This is a genomic window from Streptomyces sp. NPDC060366, assembly GCF_042725135.1.
Lineage (GTDB): Bacteria > Actinomycetota > Actinomycetes > Streptomycetales > Streptomycetaceae > Streptomyces.
Genome location: NZ_JBHXDC010000007.1, coordinates 113,868 through 132,415, shown reverse-complemented (window position 1 = coordinate 132,415; position 18,548 = coordinate 113,868). Strand labels below are relative to the sequence as shown.

Sequence of the window (18,548 nt, the reverse complement as noted above, 5' to 3'; positions counted from 1 at the left end):
ATCTTTCCCCGGTGTGGTGGGTCGTGGTCCCGCGCGGGTTGGGGGGGTTGTCACGGCGGGGCCCCCCCCGACGGCCCGGGGCCCCCCCATCCATCGGGGGGGGGGGCCCCACGGCCGTCGTCGCGACCAAGTGCGCGAGCGCCGTACGACGCTGTCAGGCGTCCTGTTCCTCCAGGTCACCGAGGTCGCCGAAGCCGGTACCGCCGACGCCGTCGAATTCGTCCTCGTCGAAGACCGAGCTGACGTCGAACCGGCAGACGACCTGCTGCGGATCGGCCTGTTCGAAGGGGGCGCTGAGCCATTCACCGGGCTCCGGAAGATCGTCGGCGGCCGACACCCACAGTGTCGAGTCGCCCTCCTCCAGGCCGAACTCCTTGTGCCGGGACGCGATCTCGTCGGGCTCGTACTCGCCGAAGAGCACGCCCACAGCGGCGTGCACGCTGGCGCCGACGACCGCCACGGTCTCGGCGTCCCCGTCGACATCGGCGATGCGCTGTGCCTGAGCGAGCAGTCTCCGCGGCTCCGCCACCGCGTAGTCGCGGCGGATCAGCACGCTGAGCGCGTTCGGCTCCTCGGGGCCCCGGTACGGCGGCAAGGAGTCGTCCGTGCCGGGGATCTCGAACGGGGTGACCTCGTCGTAGAGGTCGTAGAGCCGCTCGTCGTACGCCTCCGCCGCGGTGGCAAGGGCGTTGAACGCCTCGGAAACAGCCGGGTCGTCCTCACCCGTGCGGCGTTCGACCGCCGCGAGGTGACGGTCCAGCGCGACCTTGACCGCCTCGGCGGCGGCACGTACCTCGGCAGCCGTGGGCTGCGCAGCATCAGACATAGAGCAGACGCTATCCGTACCGGGCCTCTGCCCGCACAATAGATGCGATGCCGGAATACGAATTTGTCGACGTGTACGTGCCGCGCGGGGTGTCCCGCAGCGACGCGACCCGCCTGCTGACCGACCACGCCGAGTACGGACACTGGGAAATGGACCGACTGAGCCTCCACCGGGACGGCAGTCGCAGAGTGCGGCTGCGCCGGCGCATCATCCGTCAGGTACGCGCCACCTGGTGAACGGCGACGGGGCGGATCCCCGCTCTGTGCGGAGACCCGCCCCGTGCCGTACCGGGCCGGAGACCTGCCGTGCCCGCGCTGTTACGCGGCGGCGCGGGTGCGGCGGTAGATGACGCTGCCCGCGAGAAGCAGGGCCGCGCCGGCCGGAATCACCAGTCCGAGCCCGCCGGCGCCGGTCTGGGCCAGCACCTCGGTGCCCTCCGGAGCGGTCCGGTCGACAGCCTGCGTCTCCGGCTTGTTCGGGGTCGGCGGGACGACGCTGTCCGTCGGAGGCTCGGGGGTGACCGGCTCCTCGGGCTTCTCGGGCGGCGGCGCGGGGGTGCCCGCGCCGTTCGCGCACTCGTTGCCGAAGGCGGGGTTCAGTACCCCGATGATGTCGACGCTGTTCCCGCAGACGTTCACGGGGATGTCGATCGGCACCTGGATGACGTTGCCGGAGCCGACACCGGGCGAGTTGCCGGCGCCTCCCCCGGCGTGCGAGCCGCCGCCGTGGCCTCCGTGCCCGCCCTGTGAGCCGTTGCCCTGGGGGCGGTCCTTGCCGCCGTGCGAGCCGCCGCCCTGGGAACCGCCGCCGTGCGAGCCGCGGCCACCGTCGGACGCGTTCGCGCAGCTGTTGCCCATGGCGGGGTTCAGTACCCCGACGACATCGACGGTGTTGCCGCAGACGTTGACCGGGACGTGCACCGGGACCTGGACGTTGTTCCCGGACAGCACGCCCGGGGAGTTCGACGCCGTTCCGTCCGCACCCGACTCCGCCTGCGCGTAGCCGCCGCCGATGGCGAGTACGCCACCGGCCGCCGCCACGGTGATCAGGCCTTTGCGCGTGACCTGTCTCATAGCTTGTTCCTGCCTTCTGCCTTCCGGTTACCCCCGGCACGACCGCCTGGGGATTGAGGCCCAGCGGCCCCGGAGTGCATGGCGCGCACTCCGGGGCCGCCCGGGCTCAGACCCTTACGGGTTGAGGTACAACGTCACGCGTTGACGCAGGTGTTGCCGAAGGTGGGGTTCAGCAGCCCGATCACGGAGACCGTGTTGCCGCAGACATTCACCGGAATGTGGATGGGCACCTGAACGACATTGCCCGAGAGCACACCGGGGGACCCGACAGCGGCACCCTGGGCACCGGAGTCGGCAACGGCCATGCCCGCGCCCGCGAGCACGAGACTGCCGGTGGCAGCCGCAGCGGCGACGACCTTCTTGATCATTATTCCTCCTTGTTGGCAAACGCGGTCCCAACCTCGGACCGCACACCTGTAACGAGAAGGAAGTAATCAGGCTACGAGCGTATGGTCGCATTCACCCTTTTCAGTCCAGTGCGTACGCGCTGTCGAATACCCGGCTCAGCAGGCGTCGATGAAGCGGTCGAGCACCCGTACACCGAACTTCAGACCGTCCAGCGGCACCCGCTCGTCCACACCGTGGAACATCCCGGCGAAGTCCAGCTCCGGCGGGAGCTTGAGCGGGGCGAAGCCGAAGCCGCGGATGCCGAGGTCGTCGAAGGACTTGGCGTCCGTGCCGCCCGAGAGCATGTAAGGGACGGCCCGCGCGATCGGGTCCTCGGCGACGAGCGCGGTCTGCATGGCGTCCACGAGCTTGCCGTCGAAGCTGGTCTCCAGGGCCTTGTCGCCGTGCACGTCCTCGCGGCGCACGCGCGGGCCGAGGATCCGGTCGATGTCGGCGAGGAACTCCTCCTCGTAGCCGGGCAGGAAGCGGCCGTCGACATGGGCGGTCGCCTGGCCGGGGATCACGTTCACCTTGTAGCCCGCGCCGAGCATGGTGGGGGCGGCGGAGTTGCGCAGGGTGGCGCCGATCATCTTCGCGATGCCGCCGAGCGTCGCGAGGGTGCCCTCCATGTCCTCCGGGTCGAGCGGGACACCGAGCGCGTCGGACAGTTCGTCCAGGAAGGACCGCACGGTCTTGGTCATCCGCACCGGCCACTCGTGCCGGCCCAGCCGTCCCACCGCTTCGCAGAGTTCGGTGATGGCGTTGTCGGTGTTGGTCATCGAGCCGTGGCCGGCGGTGCCGTCCACGGTCAGCCGCATCCAGTGCATGCCCTTCTGCGCCGTCTCGACGAGATACAGCCGCAGGTTCTCGTTGACGGTGAAGGAGAAGCCGCCGACCTCGCTGATCGCCTCGGTGACGCCCTCGAAGAGATCGGGGTGGTTGTCGACCAGGTGTCGCGCCCCGTACGTACCTCCCGCCTCCTCGTCGGCCAGGAAGGCGAGGACGATGTCGCGCGGGGGCTTGCGCCCGCTGCGGAGCCTGTCCCGCACCACGGCGAGGGTCATGGCGTCCATGTCCTTCATGTCGACCGCGCCGCGCCCCCAGAGGCAGCCGTCGGCGATCTCGCCGGCGAACGGGTCGTACGTCCAGTCATCCGCGTTGGCGGGGACGACGTCGGTGTGGCCGTGGATGAGCAGCGCGGGCCTGGAGGGGTCCTCGCCGGCGATCCTGGCCACGGTGGAGGCACGGCCCTTGTGCGACTCGAAGATCTTCGGTTCGAGTCCCACCTCGGCAAGTTTCTCGGCCACATACTCGGCGGCGAGCCGTTCGCCGGGACCCGAGTGGTCGCCGTAGTTGCTGGTGTCGATCCGGATCAGGTCGCGGCAGAGGTCGACGACCTCGTCCTCGCCCGAGACCGTCCGGCCCGTGTTCGACTCGCTCACGCTGCTCACTCCCGCTGTCGTTGCCGGTGGTCGCCCCATCCTCCCACCGGGGCGGGATCGGGCAGTGCCCGATGTTTGCTATGGTTTTCCACGTCGGAACGGCCTCTGGTCGCCCGGCGGACACCTTGTCCGGGTGGCGGAATGGCAGACGCGCTAGCTTGAGGTGCTAGTGCCCTTTATCGGGCGTGGGGGTTCAAGTCCCCCCTCGGACACTCACCGAAAAGCCCCTGCTCAGCAGGGGCTTTTCGCTGTTCGTGCAGCGTTCTCAGCCGCCGGACCTGATCCACTCGTCCAGCTGCGGCGCCTCGTCGCCGATGGTGGTCGAGTCGCCGTGGCCGGTACGGACCACCGTCTCCGGAGGCAGTGTCAGCAGCCGCTCGCGGATCGACTCGATGATCGTCGGGAAGTGCGAGAAGGACCGCCCGGTGGCGCCGGGCCCGCCCTGGAAGAGCGTGTCACCGGTGAAGACCGTGGACAGGCCGGGGGCGTACAGACAGACGGCGCCGGGCGCGTGGCCCGGTGTGTGCAGCACCGTCAGGGTGGTGCCGGCCACCGACAGGGCCTGGCCGTCGGCGAGTTCGCCGTCCGGGAGGCGGTCCGGGTGGGTCTGCTTCCACAGCGCGAGGTCGTCCGGGTGGAGCAGGATCGGCGCGCCGGTAGCGGCGGCGAGGGCCGGGGCCGCGTCGATGTGGTCGTTGTGGGCATGGGTGCAGACGACGGCGCGCAGCGTCCGGCCGCCCAGCGCCCGCTCGATGGCCTCGGCGTCGTGGGCCGCGTCGATGACGATCGCCTCGGTGTCGTCGCCGACGATCCAGACGTTGTTGTCGACGTCCCAGGTGCCGCCGTCGAGCGAGAAGGTGCCCGAGGTGACGAGATGGTCGATACGGGCGGCCATCAGAGCGTCACCACCGAACGCAGGACGTCGCCCTCGTGCATCCGGGCGAACGCCTTCTCGACGTCGCCGAGTCCGATGGTCTCGGTGACGAACGCCCCCAGGTCGATACGGCCCTGCTGGTGCAGGTCGATGAGCATGGGGAAGTCGCGGGAGGGCAGACAGTCGCCGTACCAGGACGACTTGAGCGAGCCGCCGCGTCCGAAGACGTCGAGCAGCGGCAGTTCGAGCTTCATCTCGGGGGTGGGGACGCCGACCAGGACGACCGTGCCGGCCAAGTCGCGTGCGTAGAAGGCCTGTTCGTACGTCTCCGGGCGGCCGACCGCCTCGATGACGACGTCGGCGCCGAAGCCACCGGTCAGCTCCCGGATCGCCTCGACGGCGTCGGTGGAGCGGGAGTTGACGGTGTGGGTGGCGCCCATCGTCCTCGCCGTGGCCAGCTTGCGGTCGTCGACGTCGACGGCGATGATCCGGGCCGCGCCCGCGAGCCGGCTGCCGACGATCGCCGCGTCGCCGACCCCGCCGCAGCCGATGACGGCGACGGAGTCGCCCCGGCCGACGTTGCCGGTGTTGATCGCCGCGCCGATGCCGGCCATGACGCCGCAGCCCAGCAGACCGGCGACTGCCGGTGAGACGGCCGGGTCGACCTTGGTGCACTGCCCGGCGGCGACGAGGGTCTTCTCCGCGAAGGCCCCGATGCCGAGCGCGGGGGACAGCTCGGTGCCGTCCGTCAGGGTCATCTTCTGCTTCGCGTTGTGGGTGTTGAAGCAGTACCAGGGCCTGCCCCGCAGACACGCCCGACAACTGCCGCAGACGGCGCGCCAGTTGAGAATGACGAAGTCACCGGGAGCGACGTCGGTGACACCGTCGCCGACCGACTCGACCACTCCCGACGCCTCGTGTCCGAGGAGGAAGGGGTAGTCGTCGTTGATCCCGCCCTGCTTGTAGTGCAGATCGGTGTGGCAGACACCGCACGCCTGGATCTTCACCACGGCCTCACCGGGGCCGGGATCGGGGATCACGATCGTCTCGACCCGCACCGCCTCGTTCTTGCCGGGCGCCACGACGCCTTGCACCTGCTGCGACATGCCAGGACCTGCCTCTCCATCGAGCCTGAAGAGGCAAGTCTGACACCGTCGCGGCGGTGCGCGACCCCGGTCAGGGTGCCAGTACGTCGAGTTCCTGGAGGGCGCCGACGGCGATCTCCCGTGTCAGTTCCTCCGCGCGGGCCGCATCCCGCTCCCGTACGGCCTCGGCGACCCGTACGTGCAGGGTCACGGCCGCCGGGTCCGGGTCGTGGAACATCACCTCGTGCCGCGTACGGCCCGTCAGGACCTCCGCGACCACGTCGCCGAGCCGCGCGAACATCTCGTTGCCCGACGCGTCGAGGACCACCCGGTGGAAGGCGATGTCGTGCCGGAGATAGCCCTCCAGCTGGTGGCCGCGTGATGTGGCGACCATCCCGAGGGCCTGCTCGGTGAGGGCGGCGCACTGCTCGGGCGTGGCGTGCAGGGCGGCGAGACCGGCGGCGACCGGCTCGATCGCGGAGCGCAGCACGGTCAGGGAGCGCAGTTGGCGCGGCCGGTCGCTGCCCGCGAGCCGCCAGCGGATGACCCGTGGGTCGTAGACGTTCCACTCGCGGGCGGGCCGCACCGTGACTCCGACGCGGCGCCGTGACTGCACGAGGTGCATCGACTCCAGGACGCGGACCACTTCGCGTACGACGGTGCGCGAGACGTCGAAGCGCTGGGCGACCTCGTCGGTGCGCACGACGCCCCCCTCGGGGTACTCGCCCCCCGTGATGGCGAGACCGAGGGTGTCGAGCACATGGGTATGCAGGCCCCGGCCTTCTGTGGTCATGACGGAAGCCTACGGGGCGGGTACGGCGAAGAAAAAATATGACGTGTGGGTTACGACACCTTGAATACGTCGTACATATGGGTTTCAGTAGCGCGGAGGCAGCGGAGCACGTGAAGACAGCGAGGCATCAGATGAGCACCCCCCACGTCGTTGTGGTGATGGGCGTGGCAGGCACCGGCAAAACCACCGTCGGTCCCCTGCTGGCCGCCGCACTGGGCGTCCCGTACGCCGAGGGCGACGACTTCCACCCCCCGGAGAACATCGCCAAGATGTCGGCCGGCACCCCGCTCGAAGACGACGACCGCCGGCCCTGGCTCGACGCGATCGGGCACTGGGCGCACGGCCGGGCCGGTCTCGGCGGTGTGGTCAGCAGTTCGGCGCTCAAGCGCGCCTACCGCGACCGGCTGCGGGCGGCGGCGCCCGACGCCGTCTTCCTGCATCTCACGGGAGACCGCGCGCTGATCGAGCGTCGGATGGCGGGCCGCAAGGGGCACTTCATGCCGACCGCCCTGCTGGATTCACAGTTCGCCACGTTGCAGCCGCTCGGCGACGACGAGGCGGGCGTCACCGTCGATGTGACGGGCACCCCCGAGGAGATCGCCGAACGGGGTGTCGCCGCGCTTCGCCGCCTGGACCGTCCCCAACAGCCCGAACCCGCCTGACGGGCACGCAAGCCCCCCGCCAGAGAATCCCCCAACTCCCCCAACTCCCCGAATTAAGGAACCACCGTGACCAGTCTCAGTGTCGAGACGCTGGCAGCGGACGCCGTAGAACCGATCACCTCGGCCGGCAACACGCAGCTGGGCATCGCCGTTCTCGCCGGTATTGCCGTCATCGTCCTGCTCATCACCAAGTTCAAGGTGCACGCCTTTCTCGCCCTGACCATCGGCACGCTGGCACTCGGCGCCTTCGCCGGCGCGTCCCTGGGCGACACGATCACCAGCTTCTCCGCCGGTCTCGGCTCCACCGTCGCCGGTGTCGGCGTGCTGATCGCGCTCGGCGCGATACTCGGCAAGCTGCTCGCGGACTCGGGCGGCGCCGACCAGATAGTCGACACGATCCTCAGCCGGGCGAGCGGGCGCGCGATGCCCTGGGCGATGGTCCTCATCGCCTCGGTGATCGGGCTGCCGCTGTTCTTCGAGGTCGGCATCGTGCTGCTGATACCGGTGGTGCTGCTGGTCGCCAAGCGCGGCAACTTCTCCCTGATGCGGATCGGTATCCCGGCGCTGGCCGGCCTCTCCGTCATGCACGGACTGATCCCGCCGCACCCCGGCCCGCTGGTCGCGATCGACGCCATCGGCGCCGACCTCGGCGTCACCCTGGCGCTGGGCCTCGTCATCTCCATACCGACGGTGATCATCGCCGGTCCGCTGTTCTCCCGTTACGCCGCGCGCTGGGTGGACATCCAGCCGCCCGAGCGGATGCTCCAGACGCTGGAGAAGCGCCCGTCCGAAGAGACCGACCGGCGCCCGAGCTTCGGCGCCACCGTCGCGACGGTCCTGCTGCCGGTCGTCCTGATGCTGGTCAAGGCACTGGTCGACATCGTCGTGGACGACCCGGAGAACCAGGTCCAGAAGGTCGCCGATGTCGTCGGCTCCCCGCTGATCGCGCTGCTCGCCGCCGTACTGGTCGGCATGTTCACCCTGGGGCGCGCCGCCGGATTCACCAAGGACCGGCTCGCCTCGACCGTCGAGAAGTCCTTCGGGCCCATCGCGGGCGTGCTGCTGATCGTCGCCGCGGGCGGCGGTTTCAAGCAGACCCTGATCGACGCCGGCGTCGGCCAGATGATCCTGGAGTTCTCCGAGAACTGGGCGATCCCGGCGCTGCTGCTGGGATGGCTGATCGCCGTGGCGATCCGGCTGGCGACCGGTTCGGCGACGGTCGCGACGATCTCCGCCGCCGGCCTGGCGGCGCCGCTCGCCGCGGACATGTCGACCTCGCACGCGGCGCTGCTGGTGCTCGCGATCGGCGCCGGATCGCTCTTCTTCAGCCATGTGAACGATGCCGGATTCTGGCTGGTGAAGGAGTACTTCGGGATGGACGTCGGCCAGACGATCAAGACCTGGTCGGTGATGGAGACGATCATCTCCGTGGTCGGTCTCGGCTTCGTGATGCTGCTGTCGCTGATCCTTTAGCGCGGATTCGACATGGCGGGGCCGGCGGGGCGGGTCATTCCTCTTCCTTCCACAGAGGGTGCTCCCGCTCCGCCCACGGCCGTTCCACCGATCCGGTCCGCATGCCGCGACGCGCCTGCGGGTCGGCGAACGCCATCCCGATGTGCCCGACGAGCACGAGCCCCACGGCCAGCGACAGCCAGTCGTGCACGAACGTGGCGCTCGTCCGCCACACCAGCGGTGTCAGCCCGGTGAACCACATCATCAGGCCGGTGGCGAGCATGACCAGTACGGCTCCGGCGATCCAGCCCGCGTACACCTTCTGCCCGGCGTTGAACTTGCCCGACGAGCGCGATTCCGGCCGGAAGTCACGCCGCCGTACCGCCCGCAGCCACTCCTTGTCGTGCGGCGCGAAACGGTTCAGGCGCCGCAGATCCGCGCGGAACGACGGGGACGCGAGACCCACGAGGAACGGCGCGGGCAGCAGCAGCCCCGACCACTGGTGCAGGGTGACCACCAGATAGCGGCGGCCGACGAGTTCGGCGAGCTGCGGCACGTACAGACAGGCCGCCGTCACCACGCACAGCAGCATCAGCGCGGCCGTGGTGCGGTGGACCAGCCGCTCGGCGCGGCTGAACCGCCGCCGCAGCCGGCGCGTCGTGTCCGACGGGTCGTCGTGCCGGTCGTCCGGCAGGTCTTCCGGCAGGTCGTTCTGCCGGTCGTTCTGCCGGTCAGACCGTCGGGGTGTCGGTGCGGCCGTTGGACCGCCCGACCCAGGCGTCGACGTCATAGCCGCGCTCCTCCCAGTAGCCGGGGCGGACGTCGGAGGTGACGGAGATCCCGGAAAGCCATTTCGCCGACTTGTAGAAGTACATGGGCGCGACGTAGAGCCGTACCGGACCGCCGTGCGAGTGCTCCACCGGCTTGTCCTGCATCTTCAGCGCCACCAGCACATCGGGGCGCCTGGCCTGCTCCATGGTCAGGCTCTCGCTGTACGTGCCGTCGAAGCACGTGAAGCGGATCGCCTTCGCGTCGGGCCGCACCCCCGCCGCGTCGAGGATCCGCGACAGCCGCACACCCTCGAACGGCGTGTCCGGCACCCGCCAGCCGGTGACGCACTGCACGTCCCGGACCATGCGGGTCTGCGGCAGCTTCCGCAGGGCGTCGAGCGTGTACGTGGTGGGCCGGTCGACCAGCCCGTCCACCGTCAGCCGGTAGTTCTCGGGACCCTTGCGGGGTACGGAGGTGGCCACCGAGTAGTAGCGGAACCCGCCCCCGTTGGGCAGCAGCCCGGTCAGCCCCGTCGGATCACGGTCGGACGCCGCGCCGAGGAAGGCTTCGAGTCCGCGCTGGAGGTACGGCGCGGTGACGACGCCCGCCGCGCCGAGTCCGAGCATGGAGAGCACCAGGCGCCGCCCGACGGGCGTGCCCTCCGGGTCGCCCTGTGGAGTGGTCACCTGTTGATTCGAACACCACCGGGGGCAGGAAACCAGGGGCGCCGGGATTACGTCATGGTTTCGTCAGAATCCGGCAGACTGACGCCCATGGAGAAATCCCAGGAGCACCGCGAACCCCTCCCGCCCTTTCTGCTCGCCTTCCCCGGGCCGCTGCGCGATCAGCTGGTCGCCGCCGTGCTTCGCGGGGAGAAGGTCTCGACGACGGGCCTGCTGGCCGAGTACGAGGCGGAGAAGGAGGAGCTGCCGCCGGTCGGTGAACGCTCGGCGCTGATCGACTCGCAGGGCCGTGAGGTCGCCGTGACGGAGCTGACGGAGGTACGGGTGCTGCCGCTGGGGCAGGTCGATCTCCAGCACGCGCTCGACGAGGGCGAGGGATACGAGTCGGTCGAGGCCTGGCGCGCGGGCCACGAGGCGTTCTGGCACAGCGACGAGATGCGTGAGGCGCTGGGCGACCCGTCGTTCACGGTCCACGACGGCACGCTGGTGGTGGCGGAACGCTTCCGCGTGGTGGAACGCCGGTAGCGCGGTGGCCCGGTGGCCGTACGCCGGCCCGCCGCCTCGGCCCAGCGCCCGCGCCCCGGCCCGCGGCCCGGCCCGCACCTCAGCCCACCGCCTCCGCCGCCGCCCGGCCCGCCGCCCGGCCCGAGAAGATGCAGCCGCCCAGGAACGTCCCCTCCAGCGAGCGGTATCCGTGCATCCCGCCCCCGCCGAAGCCGGCCGCCTCCCCCGCCGCGTACACGCCCGACAGCGCCGTCCCGTCCTGCCGCAGAACGCGCGACGACAGGTCGGTCTCCAGGCCGCCGAGCGACTTGCGGGTGAGGATGTGCAGCCGTACGGCGATCAGCGGACCGGCCTTGGGGTCGAGGATGCGGTGCGGCGCCACCGTACGGATCAGCTTGTCGCCCAGATACGCGCGCGCCCCCCGGACGGCCGTCATCTGAAGGTCCTTGGTGAACGGGTTCGCGACCTCCCGGTCGCGGGCGGTGATCTCCCGGCGCAGTTCGGCCTCGTCGATCAGCGGCTTCTCGGTGAGCGCGTTCATGCCGCGTACGAGCGCGGACAGATCCTTCTCCACGACGAAGTCCGCGCCGCTGTCCATGAACGCCTTCACCGGTCCCGGCACGTCCTGCCGCGCCCGGTTGATCACGTCGCGGACGGACTTCCCCGTCAGGTCGGGGTTCTGCTCGGAGCCCGAGAGCGCGAACTCCTTGCCGATGATGCGCTGGTTGAGGACGAACCAGGTGTGGTCGTGGCCCGAGTGCATGATGTGGTCGAGCGTGCCGAGGGTGTCGAAGCCGGGGAACAGCGGCACCGGCAGCCGCCGGCCGCGCGCGTCGAGCCACAGCGACGAGGGGCCGGGCAGGATCCGAATGCCGTGCCTGGACCAGATCGGGTTCCAGTTCTCGATGCCCTCCGTGTAGTGCCACATCCGGTCGCGGTTGATGTGGTGGGCACCGGCCCGCTCGGTGATGCCGAGCATCAGGCCGTCGACATGGGCGGGCACACCGGAGAGCATCTTCTCGGGCGGGGCGCCGAGGCGTTCGGGCCACTGGGCGCGGACGAGGTCGTGGTTGCCGCCGATACCGCCGGAGGTCACGATCACGGCCTGCGCCCTGAGTTCGAACGCGCCGGCCATGACGCGGCTGCTGGCCGTGCCGCGTTCGGCGTCGCTCGGCTCCAGCACCTCACCCGTCACGGTGTCGACGGCGCCGGCGGTGGCACCGAGTCCGGTGACCCGGTGCCGGAAGCGGAACGTCACCAGGCCCTTGGCGACGCCTTCGCGCACCTTCCGCTCGAACGGCTCGACGACTCCGGGACCGGTCCCCCAGGTGATGTGGAAGCGCGGCACGGAGTTGCCGTGCCCGCGCGCCCCGTAGCCGCCGCGCTCGGCCCAGCCGACGACCGGGAAGAACCGCACGCCGCGCTCGCGCAGCCAGGAGCGCTTCTCCCCGGCGGCGAAGTCCACGTACGCCTCCGCCCATTTGCGCGGCCAGTTGTCCTCCTCGCGGTCGAAGCCGGCCGTGCCGAGCCAGTCCTGGAGCGCGAGTTCACGGCTGTCCTTGACGCGCAGCCGCCGCTGCTCGGGGGAGTCCACGAGGAACAGCCCGCCGAAAGACCAGTGCGCCTGTCCGCCGATGGACCCCTCGGGCTCCTGGTCGAGCAGGATGACCGAACGCCCGGCGTCGACGAGTTCGGCGGTGGCGACCAGCCCCGCCAGTCCCGCGCCGATCACGATCACATCAGCGTCGTACGCCATGGGTTCCCACCTTCTCGGGGCGACTGAGGTGGTCCGATCTTCCGTACGGGCCGGTAACGAGTCAACTGTTCGGCATGCCAGGCTGTCCCTCATGAGCGCCGCTGACGAAATCCTCGACATCGTCGACGAGAACGACCGTGTCGTCCGGCAGGCCACGCGCGGCGAGGCATACGCGAAGGGGCTGCGGCACCGCTGCGCCTTCATCCTGGCGCGCGACGCGGACGACCGCGTCTTCGTCCACCGCAGGACCGCGACCAAGCTCGTCTTCCCGTCCCACCACGACATGTTCGTGGGCGGAGTCGTCGGCGCGGGCGAGACGTACGACGACGCGGCGCTGCGCGAGGCCGAGGAGGAGCTGGGCGTCTCGGGTCTGCCGCGCCCCGTGCCGCTGTTCTCGTTCCTGTACGAGCCCGGGGGCGGCGGGCAGGGCTGGTGGTCGCGCGTCTACGAGGTCCGCTGCCTGTTCCCGGTCTCCCCGCAGGTGGAGGAGATCGACTGGCACGCCTTCCTCACGGAGGAGGAGTTGGACCGTCGGCTGGCGCGGAGCGCGGCCGACGGCGGGTGGCTGTGGACGCCGGACGGCCTGGCGGCGTACGAACGGCTCAGGGCGACCCGCGCGTGACGGCGCCCGGCTCCCTGCTGTGGGCCGGGCCGTAAGGTGCGACGGGTGATCGACTTTGTACGGAGCCTGCGTCTGTGGTTCGCGCCCCGGCGGATCAGCGACGAGGGCACGACCCCCGACTACCGCTTCTCGCTCGCCAACGAACGCACGTTCCTCGCCTGGATCCGTACCGCGCTCGCCCTGGTGGGCGGCGGGTTCGCGGTGGACCAGTTCCTGCCCGACCTGCGCTGGGGGGTCCGGGTGGGGCTGGCCGTGGTCCTCTTCGCCATCGGCGCGCTGAGCGCGCTGCGGGCGATCAGCCAATGGGTGCGCAGCGAGCGGGCGATGCGCCGGGGCGAGGACCTGCCGGTGACGCCGTTCCCGACGCTGCTGGGTCTGTCGGTCGCCGCCGTCGCCGTGATCATGCTGGTCGTGGTGTTGATCGACCGGTCCGGCTGATGGGGAGCCCGCCCGCGCCCGGGGCCGCGCGGGACCCCGGCCTCCAGCCGGAGCGGACCCGGCTGGCCTGGCGGCGTACGACCCTGACGTACACGGTCGTGGCGGTGCTCGCGGGCAGAGCGGTCGTACGGGACGACGTGACGGCGGCGGGGGTCGTCGCGGCGGCGCTGGGCGCGCTGGTGTGGGTGGCTTTCCTGTGGGTGGCGCACCGGCGGATGGTGGCACTGGACACGGCGCGCCCGCGTGCGCTGCCGGTGCGCGCGGGGGTCGCGGCGGTGGTCTGTGTGGTCTGCCTGGCGGCGTTCGGTGTGGCCGTCCTCTGAGTTGGCGTGGGGGCGGGACCCCCTGGTGGGGGATCTGTCCCCCGTGCGAGCTACGCGCAGGTGTCCACCGTGGGGTGACGATTCCCGATCACCGGATCCGTAGCGTTCGGTGCAGTCGCGGCGCTCGGGTCGCGGCCCCGGCGAAGGAGCGGTTCCGGTGTCCGCCGCGATCCCGCGCGAGTCGTCCTTCGCCGCGTCAATTCCCTTATGAGGAGTGCAACATGATCCGCAATGGCAAGGCGTCCGTCGCGATCGCGCTGGTCTGCACCGTGGCCGGTGCGGGGCTTGTCGGCTGCGAGGAAGCCTCGAGTGCGGATTCGAAGCCGTCCGCGAGCGCGACCACCGACGGTGCCGGGGCGGACGACAAGGGTTCGTTCACCGGCACCGAGAAGATCAAGGTCGACGGCCGGTCGGTGAACGTGTCCTGTTCGGGTGATCAGGCGAAGGGCAAGCCGGTCGTCGTTCTTCTGCACGGGGGCGGTGACGGGCTGGACAAGCTGGCCGGCCTCCAGAAGACCCTGGGCGAGAAGGACCGGGCCTGTTCCTACGACCGGCTCGGCGCGGGCGCCAGCGACCAACCCGACGGGCCCCAGACCCTCGAGAGCGGCGGGAAGGTGCTGACCGCGGTGATCGACCGGGTCGCCGGTGACGCGCCGGTCGTCCTGGCCGGGCACTCGCTGGGCGGGCTGATCGCCGCCAGGTACGCCCCCGACCATCAGGACAAGGTGAAGGGGCTGGTCCTGATGGACGCCACGTCGCCGACTCAGAGCGCCGACCTCGAGAAGGAGATCCCGGAGTCCGCGACCGGCATGGCGGTCGAGCTGCGGGAGCAGACGCTGGCGGTCCTTCGGGGCGAGAGCCCGGAGAAGCTCGTGGTCCCCGACGGGGAGGTCCGCTCGGCCGGGGACATTCCGGTGGAGGTGATCCAGCACGGGAAGCAGTACCTCGCGGCCGTTCCGCAGTACGGGGCGGGCCTGGAGCGGGCGTGGGCCAAGGGTCAGGAGAAGTGGCTCGCGGTATCCGGCGGCAGCAGGCTGAGCACCGCCGAGAACAGCGAGCACTACATCTACGTCGACGAGCCGGATCTGGCCGTCGGGGCGATACGGCGAGTCGCCTCGCAGGCGGCCGGGACCGCGTAACGGCTCAGGTGACCAGGCCGTGGCGGTAGGCGTAGACGACGGCCTGGACGCGGTCGCGGAGTCCGAGTTTGCTGAGGATGCGCGACACGAAGGTCTTGACGGTCTCCTGGCTGATCTGGAGGGTCGCGGCGATCTCGCTGTTGGAGAGGCCGTCCGCGATGAGGTGCAGGACCTCAAGTTCGCGGGGGGTCACCGGTAGGTCGTCCGGGGTGCGCCCGGCCGGGCGGATCCGGGCGGCGTGCACTCCCACCAGCCGGCGTGTCACCTCGGGGTCAAGGAGTGCCGCCCCCGTCGCCACGGTCCGGATGCCGTGCAGCAGTTGGGCCGGCGGCGCGTCCTTGAGCAGGAATCCGCTCGCGCCCGCGCGCAGCGCCTCGTAGACGTACTCGTCCAGGTTGAACGTGGTCACCACGAGCACCTTGACGGCCTGTGTCACCCCGGCACCGGCCAGCAGGCGAGTGGCCTCGATGCCGTCGAGCACCGGCATGCGTACGTCCATCACCACGACGTCCGGGCCCAGTTCGCGGGCGAGGTCGACCGCGGTCCGCCCGTCGCCGCACTCGCCGACCACCTCGAGGTCGGGCTGGGCGTCGATGATGGTGACCAGCCCGGAGCGGACCATCACCTGGTCGTCGCAGACCAGGACCCGTACGGGAGCGGTCATGAGGCCCTCCCCTCGGGTATGCGGGCCCGTACGGTGAAGCCGCCGTCCGGGAGCCGGCCGGCGCTGAAGTCGCCGCCCAGGACGTCGACCCGTTCGCGGAGACCGGCGAGGCCCCGCCCGCTCCCGCCGGGGGACGCGGCCCGAGAGCCGGTCCCGTCCGTGCCGACCTCCACGGTGATCTCCCCTTCCGCGTGGCGCACCTGGACCGAGGTGCGGCCGCCGTGGTCGTACTTGAGCGCGTTGGTCAGGGCCTCCTGCACGACCCGGTAGGCCACGAGGTCGGCGCTGCCGCTCGACTCCGGCGGTGTGCCCTCCTCGGTGAACTCCACCGGCTGCCCGGCCCGCCGCGTCTGCTCCACGAGCGGGCGCAGTCCGCCGACGGACGGCGTCCTTACCCCGGTGCCGTGGTCGGGGTTGAGCAGGTCGAGCAGGTGCCGCAGGTCGGTGATGGCCAGCCTGCCGGTGTCGGCGACGGCGGTCAGGGTGCCGTCGAGGCGCTCCGGGGCGGCCGTCAGATAGCGGGCCGCCTCGGCCTGTACGACCATCGCCGTCACATGGTGGGTCACGACGTCGTGGAGTTCACGGGCGATACGGGTGCGTTCGGCGGTGCGGGTGTCGATGGCGACGCGGCGGCGGTGTTCGGCCTCCTTGGCGCGGGTCGAGCGCAGCCACACCCCGATGCCCCACATGAGGGCCAGCGCCAGGTAGTACGTCACGAACTCACTGGCCGGCAGGCCCGAACCGAGCTGGTGGAGCGCGACGGCGAACGGCACGTAGGCGGCGGAGAACAGCAGCACGGTGGCGCGCCGGTGTCGCTCCAGCCGGGATCCCAGGCTGAGCAGGGTGATGGCCATCGCGGTGCCCGCGAACGAGTGGTAGCCGCGAAGCTGGTCGACGGCGAAGCCGATCGACACGAGGGTGAGACAGGCGACGGGCCACCGCCGGCAGATGGCGAGCGGGAGGCATTGGAGGGCGACCGCGATGACGGCCAGTGCGTCGTAGGGGCGGTTCGGTACGTCGCCGAGCATCGTCCCGTGGCTCCGCAACGCCGGCACGAGCGACCCGGCGAAGAGGAGCAGCCCGAGCGAGAGATACCAGAGCGTGCCGTCGACCCGGCGCCACAACTCCGGGGCCCGCCGAAGACTGATCACCGGGGCGAGTTTAGTGAACCCGCCCGCCGCGCCGACGCCGGGGCCACGCTCGCGCCCCGCCCGGCGACCGGGTAAGCGCCGCCCAACACGGGCCGGGGGCCCGGGCGGTGACGGCGGTCAGTTCGGAAAGGAGCGGCTCGGCCGGCGGGTTCTGGTCGCGCGGTGCGGGGGGCGTGCCGAGTTGGTCGGGCCTGCCGCCGCCGAACGCGGACAGCGACCAGCGGTAGGGCCTGGGCGGAGTCGCGGTTCCGGCGGTCACGCGTCTCGGTTCAGCACCGCCCGCCCCGTGCGGTCATTCGGTTTTCGGGACGCGAAACCGGACCTACCGACCATGACGGACAGGGCTGGTAGCGCCCCGTCCGGCTTCACAGAACACCATCTACCACAACAAAGGTTCACATAATGACCGCCATTCATCAGGAACACCCGACGCACGAGCACACCCACGGGCCGACCTGCGGCCACACCGAGGTGCGGCACGGTGACCATGTCGACTACGCCCACGACGGCCATCTGCACCGGAAGCACGCCGAGCACTGGGACGAGTGCGAGCCCGTCGCCCATGTCACCCACGACAACCACCCCCACCGGCACGGCGAGGGCTGCGGCCACCCCGCCGTCGCACACGGCGACCACGAGGACTACGTCCACGACGGCCACCGCCACGCCGCCCACGACGGGCACTGGGACGACCACTGACCCAGGGCGGATCCACCGGCACGCCGCCGGGTCCGCTCACGGACCCGGCGCACCGGTCCCGCCACGCCCCTTCGGCGGTTTCCCGCCACGCACTGGACGGCATACCGACTGGTCGGCATCATTGACGGCGAAGGGATCGCCCGCCCCCGCCGCCCCGCCGTCCATGGAGGTACGACCGATGAGCGCCAGTCCCCCGCCAGGACTCGACCCGGAGAAGCTGCGCGGCCGTCTCGACCGCGACCGCCCCGGTCTGGTGGAGGGACCGCTGAGCGCCCGGCTGATCGAGGGCGGCCGGTCGAACCTGACGTACGCGCTCACCGACGGCGCCCATGACTGGGTCGTCCGCCGGCCGCCGCTCGGCCATGTGCTGGCCACGGCGCACGACATGAAGCGTGAGTTCCGGGTGATCAGCGCGCTGCATCCGACGGCCGTGCCGGTGCCCGAGCCGCTGCTGCTGTGCGAGGACCCGGAGGTGCTCGGGGCGCCGTTCTACGTCATGGAGTACGTGGCGGGGACCCCGTACCGTACGGCCGAACAGCTCGCCCCGCTCGGCCCCGAGCGGACCCGCGCCGCGCTCCTCGGTCTCGTCGACACCCTCGTCGAGTTGCACGCGGTCGACCCCGCCGCGGTGGGGCTCGCCGACTTCGGCCGCCCCGAGGGCTTCCTCGACCGCCAACTGCGCCGTTGGGGCAAGCAGTTGGACGCGTCACGCAATCGCGAACTGGCCGGTGTCGACGAGCTGCACGCGGCTCTCGGGCGCTCCCTGCCCCACTCCCCCGCGCCCACCGTCATCCACGGCGACTACCGGCTCGACAACGTCCTGATCGGTGACGACGACCGCATCAAGGCCGTGCTGGACTGGGAGATGTCCACACTCGGCGATCCGCTGACGGACCTCGGTCTGCTGGTGATGTACAGCGCGCCGCTGGAGATCACGGGCTCCGTCATCAGTACGACCGCCGGCGCGGCCGGTCATCCGGACCCGGCCGAGCTGATCGAGCGCTACGCCGCCGGGTCCGGCCGCGACACCTCGGCGATCGCCTGGTACACGGCCTTCGCCTGGTTCAAGCTCGCGGTGATCCTCGAAGGCATCCACTACCGCTACACGCTGGGCCAGACGGTCGGCGGCGGTTTCGAACGCATCGGGGATCTCGTCCCCGTCTTCATCGAGCACGGCCTCACCACCCTGCAGGAAGGCTGACCG

At 70.9% G+C, this 18,548-nt stretch carries 22 protein-coding genes and 1 tRNA gene; 11 read left to right on the top strand and 12 right to left on the bottom strand.

What is annotated here, in order from left to right:
- Positions 1-154: 154 nt before the first annotated feature.
- A complete protein-coding gene (locus tag ACFWHU_RS19210) occupies positions 155-826 on the bottom strand; it encodes a hypothetical protein (RefSeq protein WP_381800319.1) in 672 nt (223 codons plus the stop codon).
- Between the two features lie 47 nt (positions 827-873).
- Between ACFWHU_RS19210 and ACFWHU_RS19205 the strand changes: the two genes are divergently transcribed.
- A complete protein-coding gene (locus ACFWHU_RS19205) occupies positions 874-1,062 on the top strand; it encodes a DUF5703 family protein (protein ID WP_023542774.1) in 189 nt (62 codons plus the stop codon).
- Positions 1,063-1,143: 81 nt separating this feature from the next.
- Here ACFWHU_RS19205 and ACFWHU_RS19200 read toward each other — a convergent pair whose 3' ends face one another.
- From ACFWHU_RS19200 to ACFWHU_RS19190, 3 genes are all read right to left on the bottom strand, one after another.
- A complete protein-coding gene (locus tag ACFWHU_RS19200) occupies positions 1,144-1,899 on the bottom strand; it encodes a chaplin (RefSeq protein ID WP_385795917.1) in 756 nt (251 codons plus the stop codon).
- A gap of 134 nt (positions 1,900-2,033) precedes the next feature.
- Complete coding sequence (chpH, locus tag ACFWHU_RS19195; RefSeq protein WP_078078129.1) at positions 2,034-2,267, bottom strand: chaplin ChpH; 234 nt, start codon at positions 2,265-2,267, stop codon at positions 2,034-2,036.
- A 135-nt stretch (positions 2,268-2,402) separates the two neighbouring features.
- Positions 2,403-3,728 (bottom strand): M20/M25/M40 family metallo-hydrolase, encoded by a 1,326-nt coding sequence (locus tag ACFWHU_RS19190; RefSeq protein WP_385795915.1) that lies wholly within the window; start codon positions 3,726-3,728, stop codon positions 2,403-2,405.
- 127 nt (positions 3,729-3,855) lie between these two features.
- On the opposite strand from ACFWHU_RS19190, the gene ACFWHU_RS19185 reads away from it, so the two are divergent.
- Positions 3,856-3,940 (top strand) — tRNA-Leu (locus tag ACFWHU_RS19185).
- Between the two features lie 53 nt (positions 3,941-3,993).
- On the opposite strand, the gene ACFWHU_RS19180 is transcribed toward ACFWHU_RS19185, so the two are convergent.
- The 3 genes from ACFWHU_RS19180 to ACFWHU_RS19170 form a co-directional block, all read right to left on the bottom strand.
- Entirely contained in the window at positions 3,994-4,623 is a 630-nt protein-coding gene (locus ACFWHU_RS19180; protein ID WP_387225852.1) for an MBL fold metallo-hydrolase, read from the bottom strand.
- Positions 4,623-5,708, bottom strand: coding sequence for an S-(hydroxymethyl)mycothiol dehydrogenase (locus tag ACFWHU_RS19175; RefSeq protein ID WP_385795910.1), 1,086 nt, complete (start codon positions 5,706-5,708; stop codon positions 4,623-4,625). Before ACFWHU_RS19175 ends, ACFWHU_RS19180 begins: the two co-directional genes overlap by 1 nt.
- A gap of 70 nt (positions 5,709-5,778) precedes the next feature.
- Positions 5,779-6,480 (bottom strand): FadR/GntR family transcriptional regulator, encoded by a 702-nt coding sequence (locus ACFWHU_RS19170; protein ID WP_385795907.1) that lies wholly within the window; start codon positions 6,478-6,480, stop codon positions 5,779-5,781.
- 131 nt (positions 6,481-6,611) lie between these two features.
- On the opposite strand from ACFWHU_RS19170, the gene ACFWHU_RS19165 reads away from it, so the two are divergent.
- Both ACFWHU_RS19165 and ACFWHU_RS19160 read left to right on the top strand, forming a co-directional pair.
- A complete protein-coding gene (locus ACFWHU_RS19165; protein WP_385795904.1) occupies positions 6,612-7,142 on the top strand; it encodes a gluconokinase in 531 nt (176 codons plus the stop codon).
- A 66-nt stretch (positions 7,143-7,208) separates the two neighbouring features.
- Positions 7,209-8,615, top strand: coding sequence for a GntP family permease (locus tag ACFWHU_RS19160; protein WP_387225848.1), 1,407 nt, complete (start codon positions 7,209-7,211; stop codon positions 8,613-8,615).
- 34 nt (positions 8,616-8,649) lie between these two features.
- Here ACFWHU_RS19160 and ACFWHU_RS19155 read toward each other — a convergent pair whose 3' ends face one another.
- Positions 8,650-9,384 (bottom strand): cytochrome b/b6 domain-containing protein, encoded by a 735-nt coding sequence (locus ACFWHU_RS19155; RefSeq protein WP_387225846.1) that lies wholly within the window; start codon positions 9,382-9,384, stop codon positions 8,650-8,652.
- The gene (locus tag ACFWHU_RS19150) at positions 9,326-9,991 is read right to left on the bottom strand and encodes a molybdopterin-dependent oxidoreductase (protein ID WP_385796202.1); all 666 of its coding nucleotides are present in this window, start codon (positions 9,989-9,991) and stop codon (positions 9,326-9,328) included. Before ACFWHU_RS19150 ends, ACFWHU_RS19155 begins: the two co-directional genes overlap by 59 nt.
- A 147-nt stretch (positions 9,992-10,138) precedes the next feature.
- On the opposite strand from ACFWHU_RS19150, the gene ACFWHU_RS19145 reads away from it, so the two are divergent.
- Positions 10,139-10,573, top strand: coding sequence for an ASCH domain-containing protein (locus ACFWHU_RS19145; protein WP_385795898.1), 435 nt, complete (start codon positions 10,139-10,141; stop codon positions 10,571-10,573).
- A 79-nt stretch (positions 10,574-10,652) separates the two neighbouring features.
- On the opposite strand, the gene ACFWHU_RS19140 is transcribed toward ACFWHU_RS19145, so the two are convergent.
- Entirely contained in the window at positions 10,653-12,308 is a 1,656-nt protein-coding gene (locus ACFWHU_RS19140) for an FAD-binding dehydrogenase (protein WP_387225843.1), read from the bottom strand.
- A gap of 91 nt (positions 12,309-12,399) precedes the next feature.
- On the opposite strand from ACFWHU_RS19140, the gene ACFWHU_RS19135 reads away from it, so the two are divergent.
- From ACFWHU_RS19135 to ACFWHU_RS19120, 4 genes are all read left to right on the top strand, one after another.
- Positions 12,400-12,930, top strand: coding sequence for an NUDIX hydrolase (locus ACFWHU_RS19135; protein ID WP_385795894.1), 531 nt, complete (start codon positions 12,400-12,402; stop codon positions 12,928-12,930).
- Positions 12,931-12,975: 45 nt separating this feature from the next.
- The gene (locus ACFWHU_RS19130; RefSeq protein WP_385795891.1) at positions 12,976-13,368 is read left to right on the top strand and encodes a YidH family protein; all 393 of its coding nucleotides are present in this window, start codon (positions 12,976-12,978) and stop codon (positions 13,366-13,368) included.
- On the top strand, positions 13,368-13,691 hold the full coding sequence (locus ACFWHU_RS19125; protein WP_387225841.1) for a DUF202 domain-containing protein: 324 nt from the start codon (positions 13,368-13,370) through the stop codon (positions 13,689-13,691). Before ACFWHU_RS19130 ends, ACFWHU_RS19125 begins: the two co-directional genes overlap by 1 nt.
- 221 nt (positions 13,692-13,912) lie before the next feature.
- Positions 13,913-14,830: an alpha/beta fold hydrolase gene (locus ACFWHU_RS19120; protein ID WP_387225839.1), complete on the top strand. Its 918-nt coding sequence runs from the start codon at positions 13,913-13,915 to the stop codon at positions 14,828-14,830.
- 4 nt (positions 14,831-14,834) lie between these two features.
- Here ACFWHU_RS19120 and ACFWHU_RS19115 read toward each other — a convergent pair whose 3' ends face one another.
- Both ACFWHU_RS19115 and ACFWHU_RS19110 read right to left on the bottom strand, forming a co-directional pair.
- Positions 14,835-15,494, bottom strand: coding sequence for a response regulator (locus ACFWHU_RS19115; protein WP_387225837.1), 660 nt, complete (start codon positions 15,492-15,494; stop codon positions 14,835-14,837).
- Positions 15,491-16,645, bottom strand: coding sequence for a sensor histidine kinase (locus ACFWHU_RS19110; protein ID WP_385795881.1), 1,155 nt, complete (start codon positions 16,643-16,645; stop codon positions 15,491-15,493). The genes ACFWHU_RS19115 and ACFWHU_RS19110 overlap by 4 nt, the downstream gene beginning before the upstream one ends.
- Positions 16,646-17,047: 402 nt before the next feature.
- Here ACFWHU_RS19110 and ACFWHU_RS19105 point away from each other — a divergent pair, with 402 nt between their 5' ends.
- Both ACFWHU_RS19105 and ACFWHU_RS19100 read left to right on the top strand, forming a co-directional pair.
- Positions 17,048-17,344 carry a hypothetical protein gene (locus ACFWHU_RS19105; protein ID WP_385795878.1) on the top strand — a complete coding sequence of 99 codons (297 nt, stop codon included), beginning with the start codon at positions 17,048-17,050 and terminating at the stop codon, positions 17,342-17,344.
- 178 nt (positions 17,345-17,522) lie between these two features.
- Entirely contained in the window at positions 17,523-18,545 is a 1,023-nt protein-coding gene (locus ACFWHU_RS19100) for a phosphotransferase family protein (protein ID WP_385795875.1), read from the top strand.
- The last annotated feature ends 3 nt before the right edge of the window (positions 18,546-18,548 follow it).

What these genes read in the sequence shown, in the direction of transcription:
- ACFWHU_RS19175 (WP_385795910.1), bottom strand. Translation starts at nt 5,708, where the DNA reads ATGTCGCAGCAGGTGCAAGGCGTCGTGGCGCCCGGCAAGAACGAGGCG.
- chpH (WP_078078129.1), bottom strand. Translation starts at nt 2,267, where the DNA reads ATGATCAAGAAGGTCGTCGCCGCTGCGGCTGCCACCGGCAGTCTCGTG.
- ACFWHU_RS19120 (WP_387225839.1), top strand. Translation starts at nt 13,913, where the DNA reads ATGATCCGCAATGGCAAGGCGTCCGTCGCGATCGCGCTGGTCTGCACC.
- ACFWHU_RS19210 (WP_381800319.1), bottom strand. Translation starts at nt 826, where the DNA reads ATGTCTGATGCTGCGCAGCCCACGGCTGCCGAGGTACGTGCCGCCGCC.
- ACFWHU_RS19155 (WP_387225846.1), bottom strand. Translation starts at nt 9,384, where the DNA reads ATGACGTCGACGCCTGGGTCGGGCGGTCCAACGGCCGCACCGACACCC.
- ACFWHU_RS19200 (WP_385795917.1), bottom strand. Translation starts at nt 1,899, where the DNA reads ATGAGACAGGTCACGCGCAAAGGCCTGATCACCGTGGCGGCGGCCGGT.
- ACFWHU_RS19135 (WP_385795894.1), top strand. Translation starts at nt 12,400, where the DNA reads ATGAGCGCCGCTGACGAAATCCTCGACATCGTCGACGAGAACGACCGT.
- ACFWHU_RS19170 (WP_385795907.1), bottom strand. Translation starts at nt 6,480, where the DNA reads ATGACCACAGAAGGCCGGGGCCTGCATACCCATGTGCTCGACACCCTC.
- ACFWHU_RS19150 (WP_385796202.1), bottom strand. Translation starts at nt 9,991, where the DNA reads ATGCTCGGACTCGGCGCGGCGGGCGTCGTCACCGCGCCGTACCTCCAG.
- ACFWHU_RS19105 (WP_385795878.1), top strand. Translation starts at nt 17,048, where the DNA reads ATGACCGCCATTCATCAGGAACACCCGACGCACGAGCACACCCACGGG.
- ACFWHU_RS19115 (WP_387225837.1), bottom strand. Translation starts at nt 15,494, where the DNA reads ATGACCGCTCCCGTACGGGTCCTGGTCTGCGACGACCAGGTGATGGTC.
- ACFWHU_RS19145 (WP_385795898.1), top strand. Translation starts at nt 10,139, where the DNA reads ATGGAGAAATCCCAGGAGCACCGCGAACCCCTCCCGCCCTTTCTGCTC.
- ACFWHU_RS19205 (WP_023542774.1), top strand. Translation starts at nt 874, where the DNA reads ATGCCGGAATACGAATTTGTCGACGTGTACGTGCCGCGCGGGGTGTCC.
- ACFWHU_RS19180 (WP_387225852.1), bottom strand. Translation starts at nt 4,623, where the DNA reads ATGGCCGCCCGTATCGACCATCTCGTCACCTCGGGCACCTTCTCGCTC.
- ACFWHU_RS19125 (WP_387225841.1), top strand. Translation starts at nt 13,368, where the DNA reads ATGGGGAGCCCGCCCGCGCCCGGGGCCGCGCGGGACCCCGGCCTCCAG.
- ACFWHU_RS19140 (WP_387225843.1), bottom strand. Translation starts at nt 12,308, where the DNA reads ATGGCGTACGACGCTGATGTGATCGTGATCGGCGCGGGACTGGCGGGG.
- ACFWHU_RS19100 (WP_385795875.1), top strand. Translation starts at nt 17,523, where the DNA reads ATGAGCGCCAGTCCCCCGCCAGGACTCGACCCGGAGAAGCTGCGCGGC.
- ACFWHU_RS19165 (WP_385795904.1), top strand. Translation starts at nt 6,612, where the DNA reads ATGAGCACCCCCCACGTCGTTGTGGTGATGGGCGTGGCAGGCACCGGC.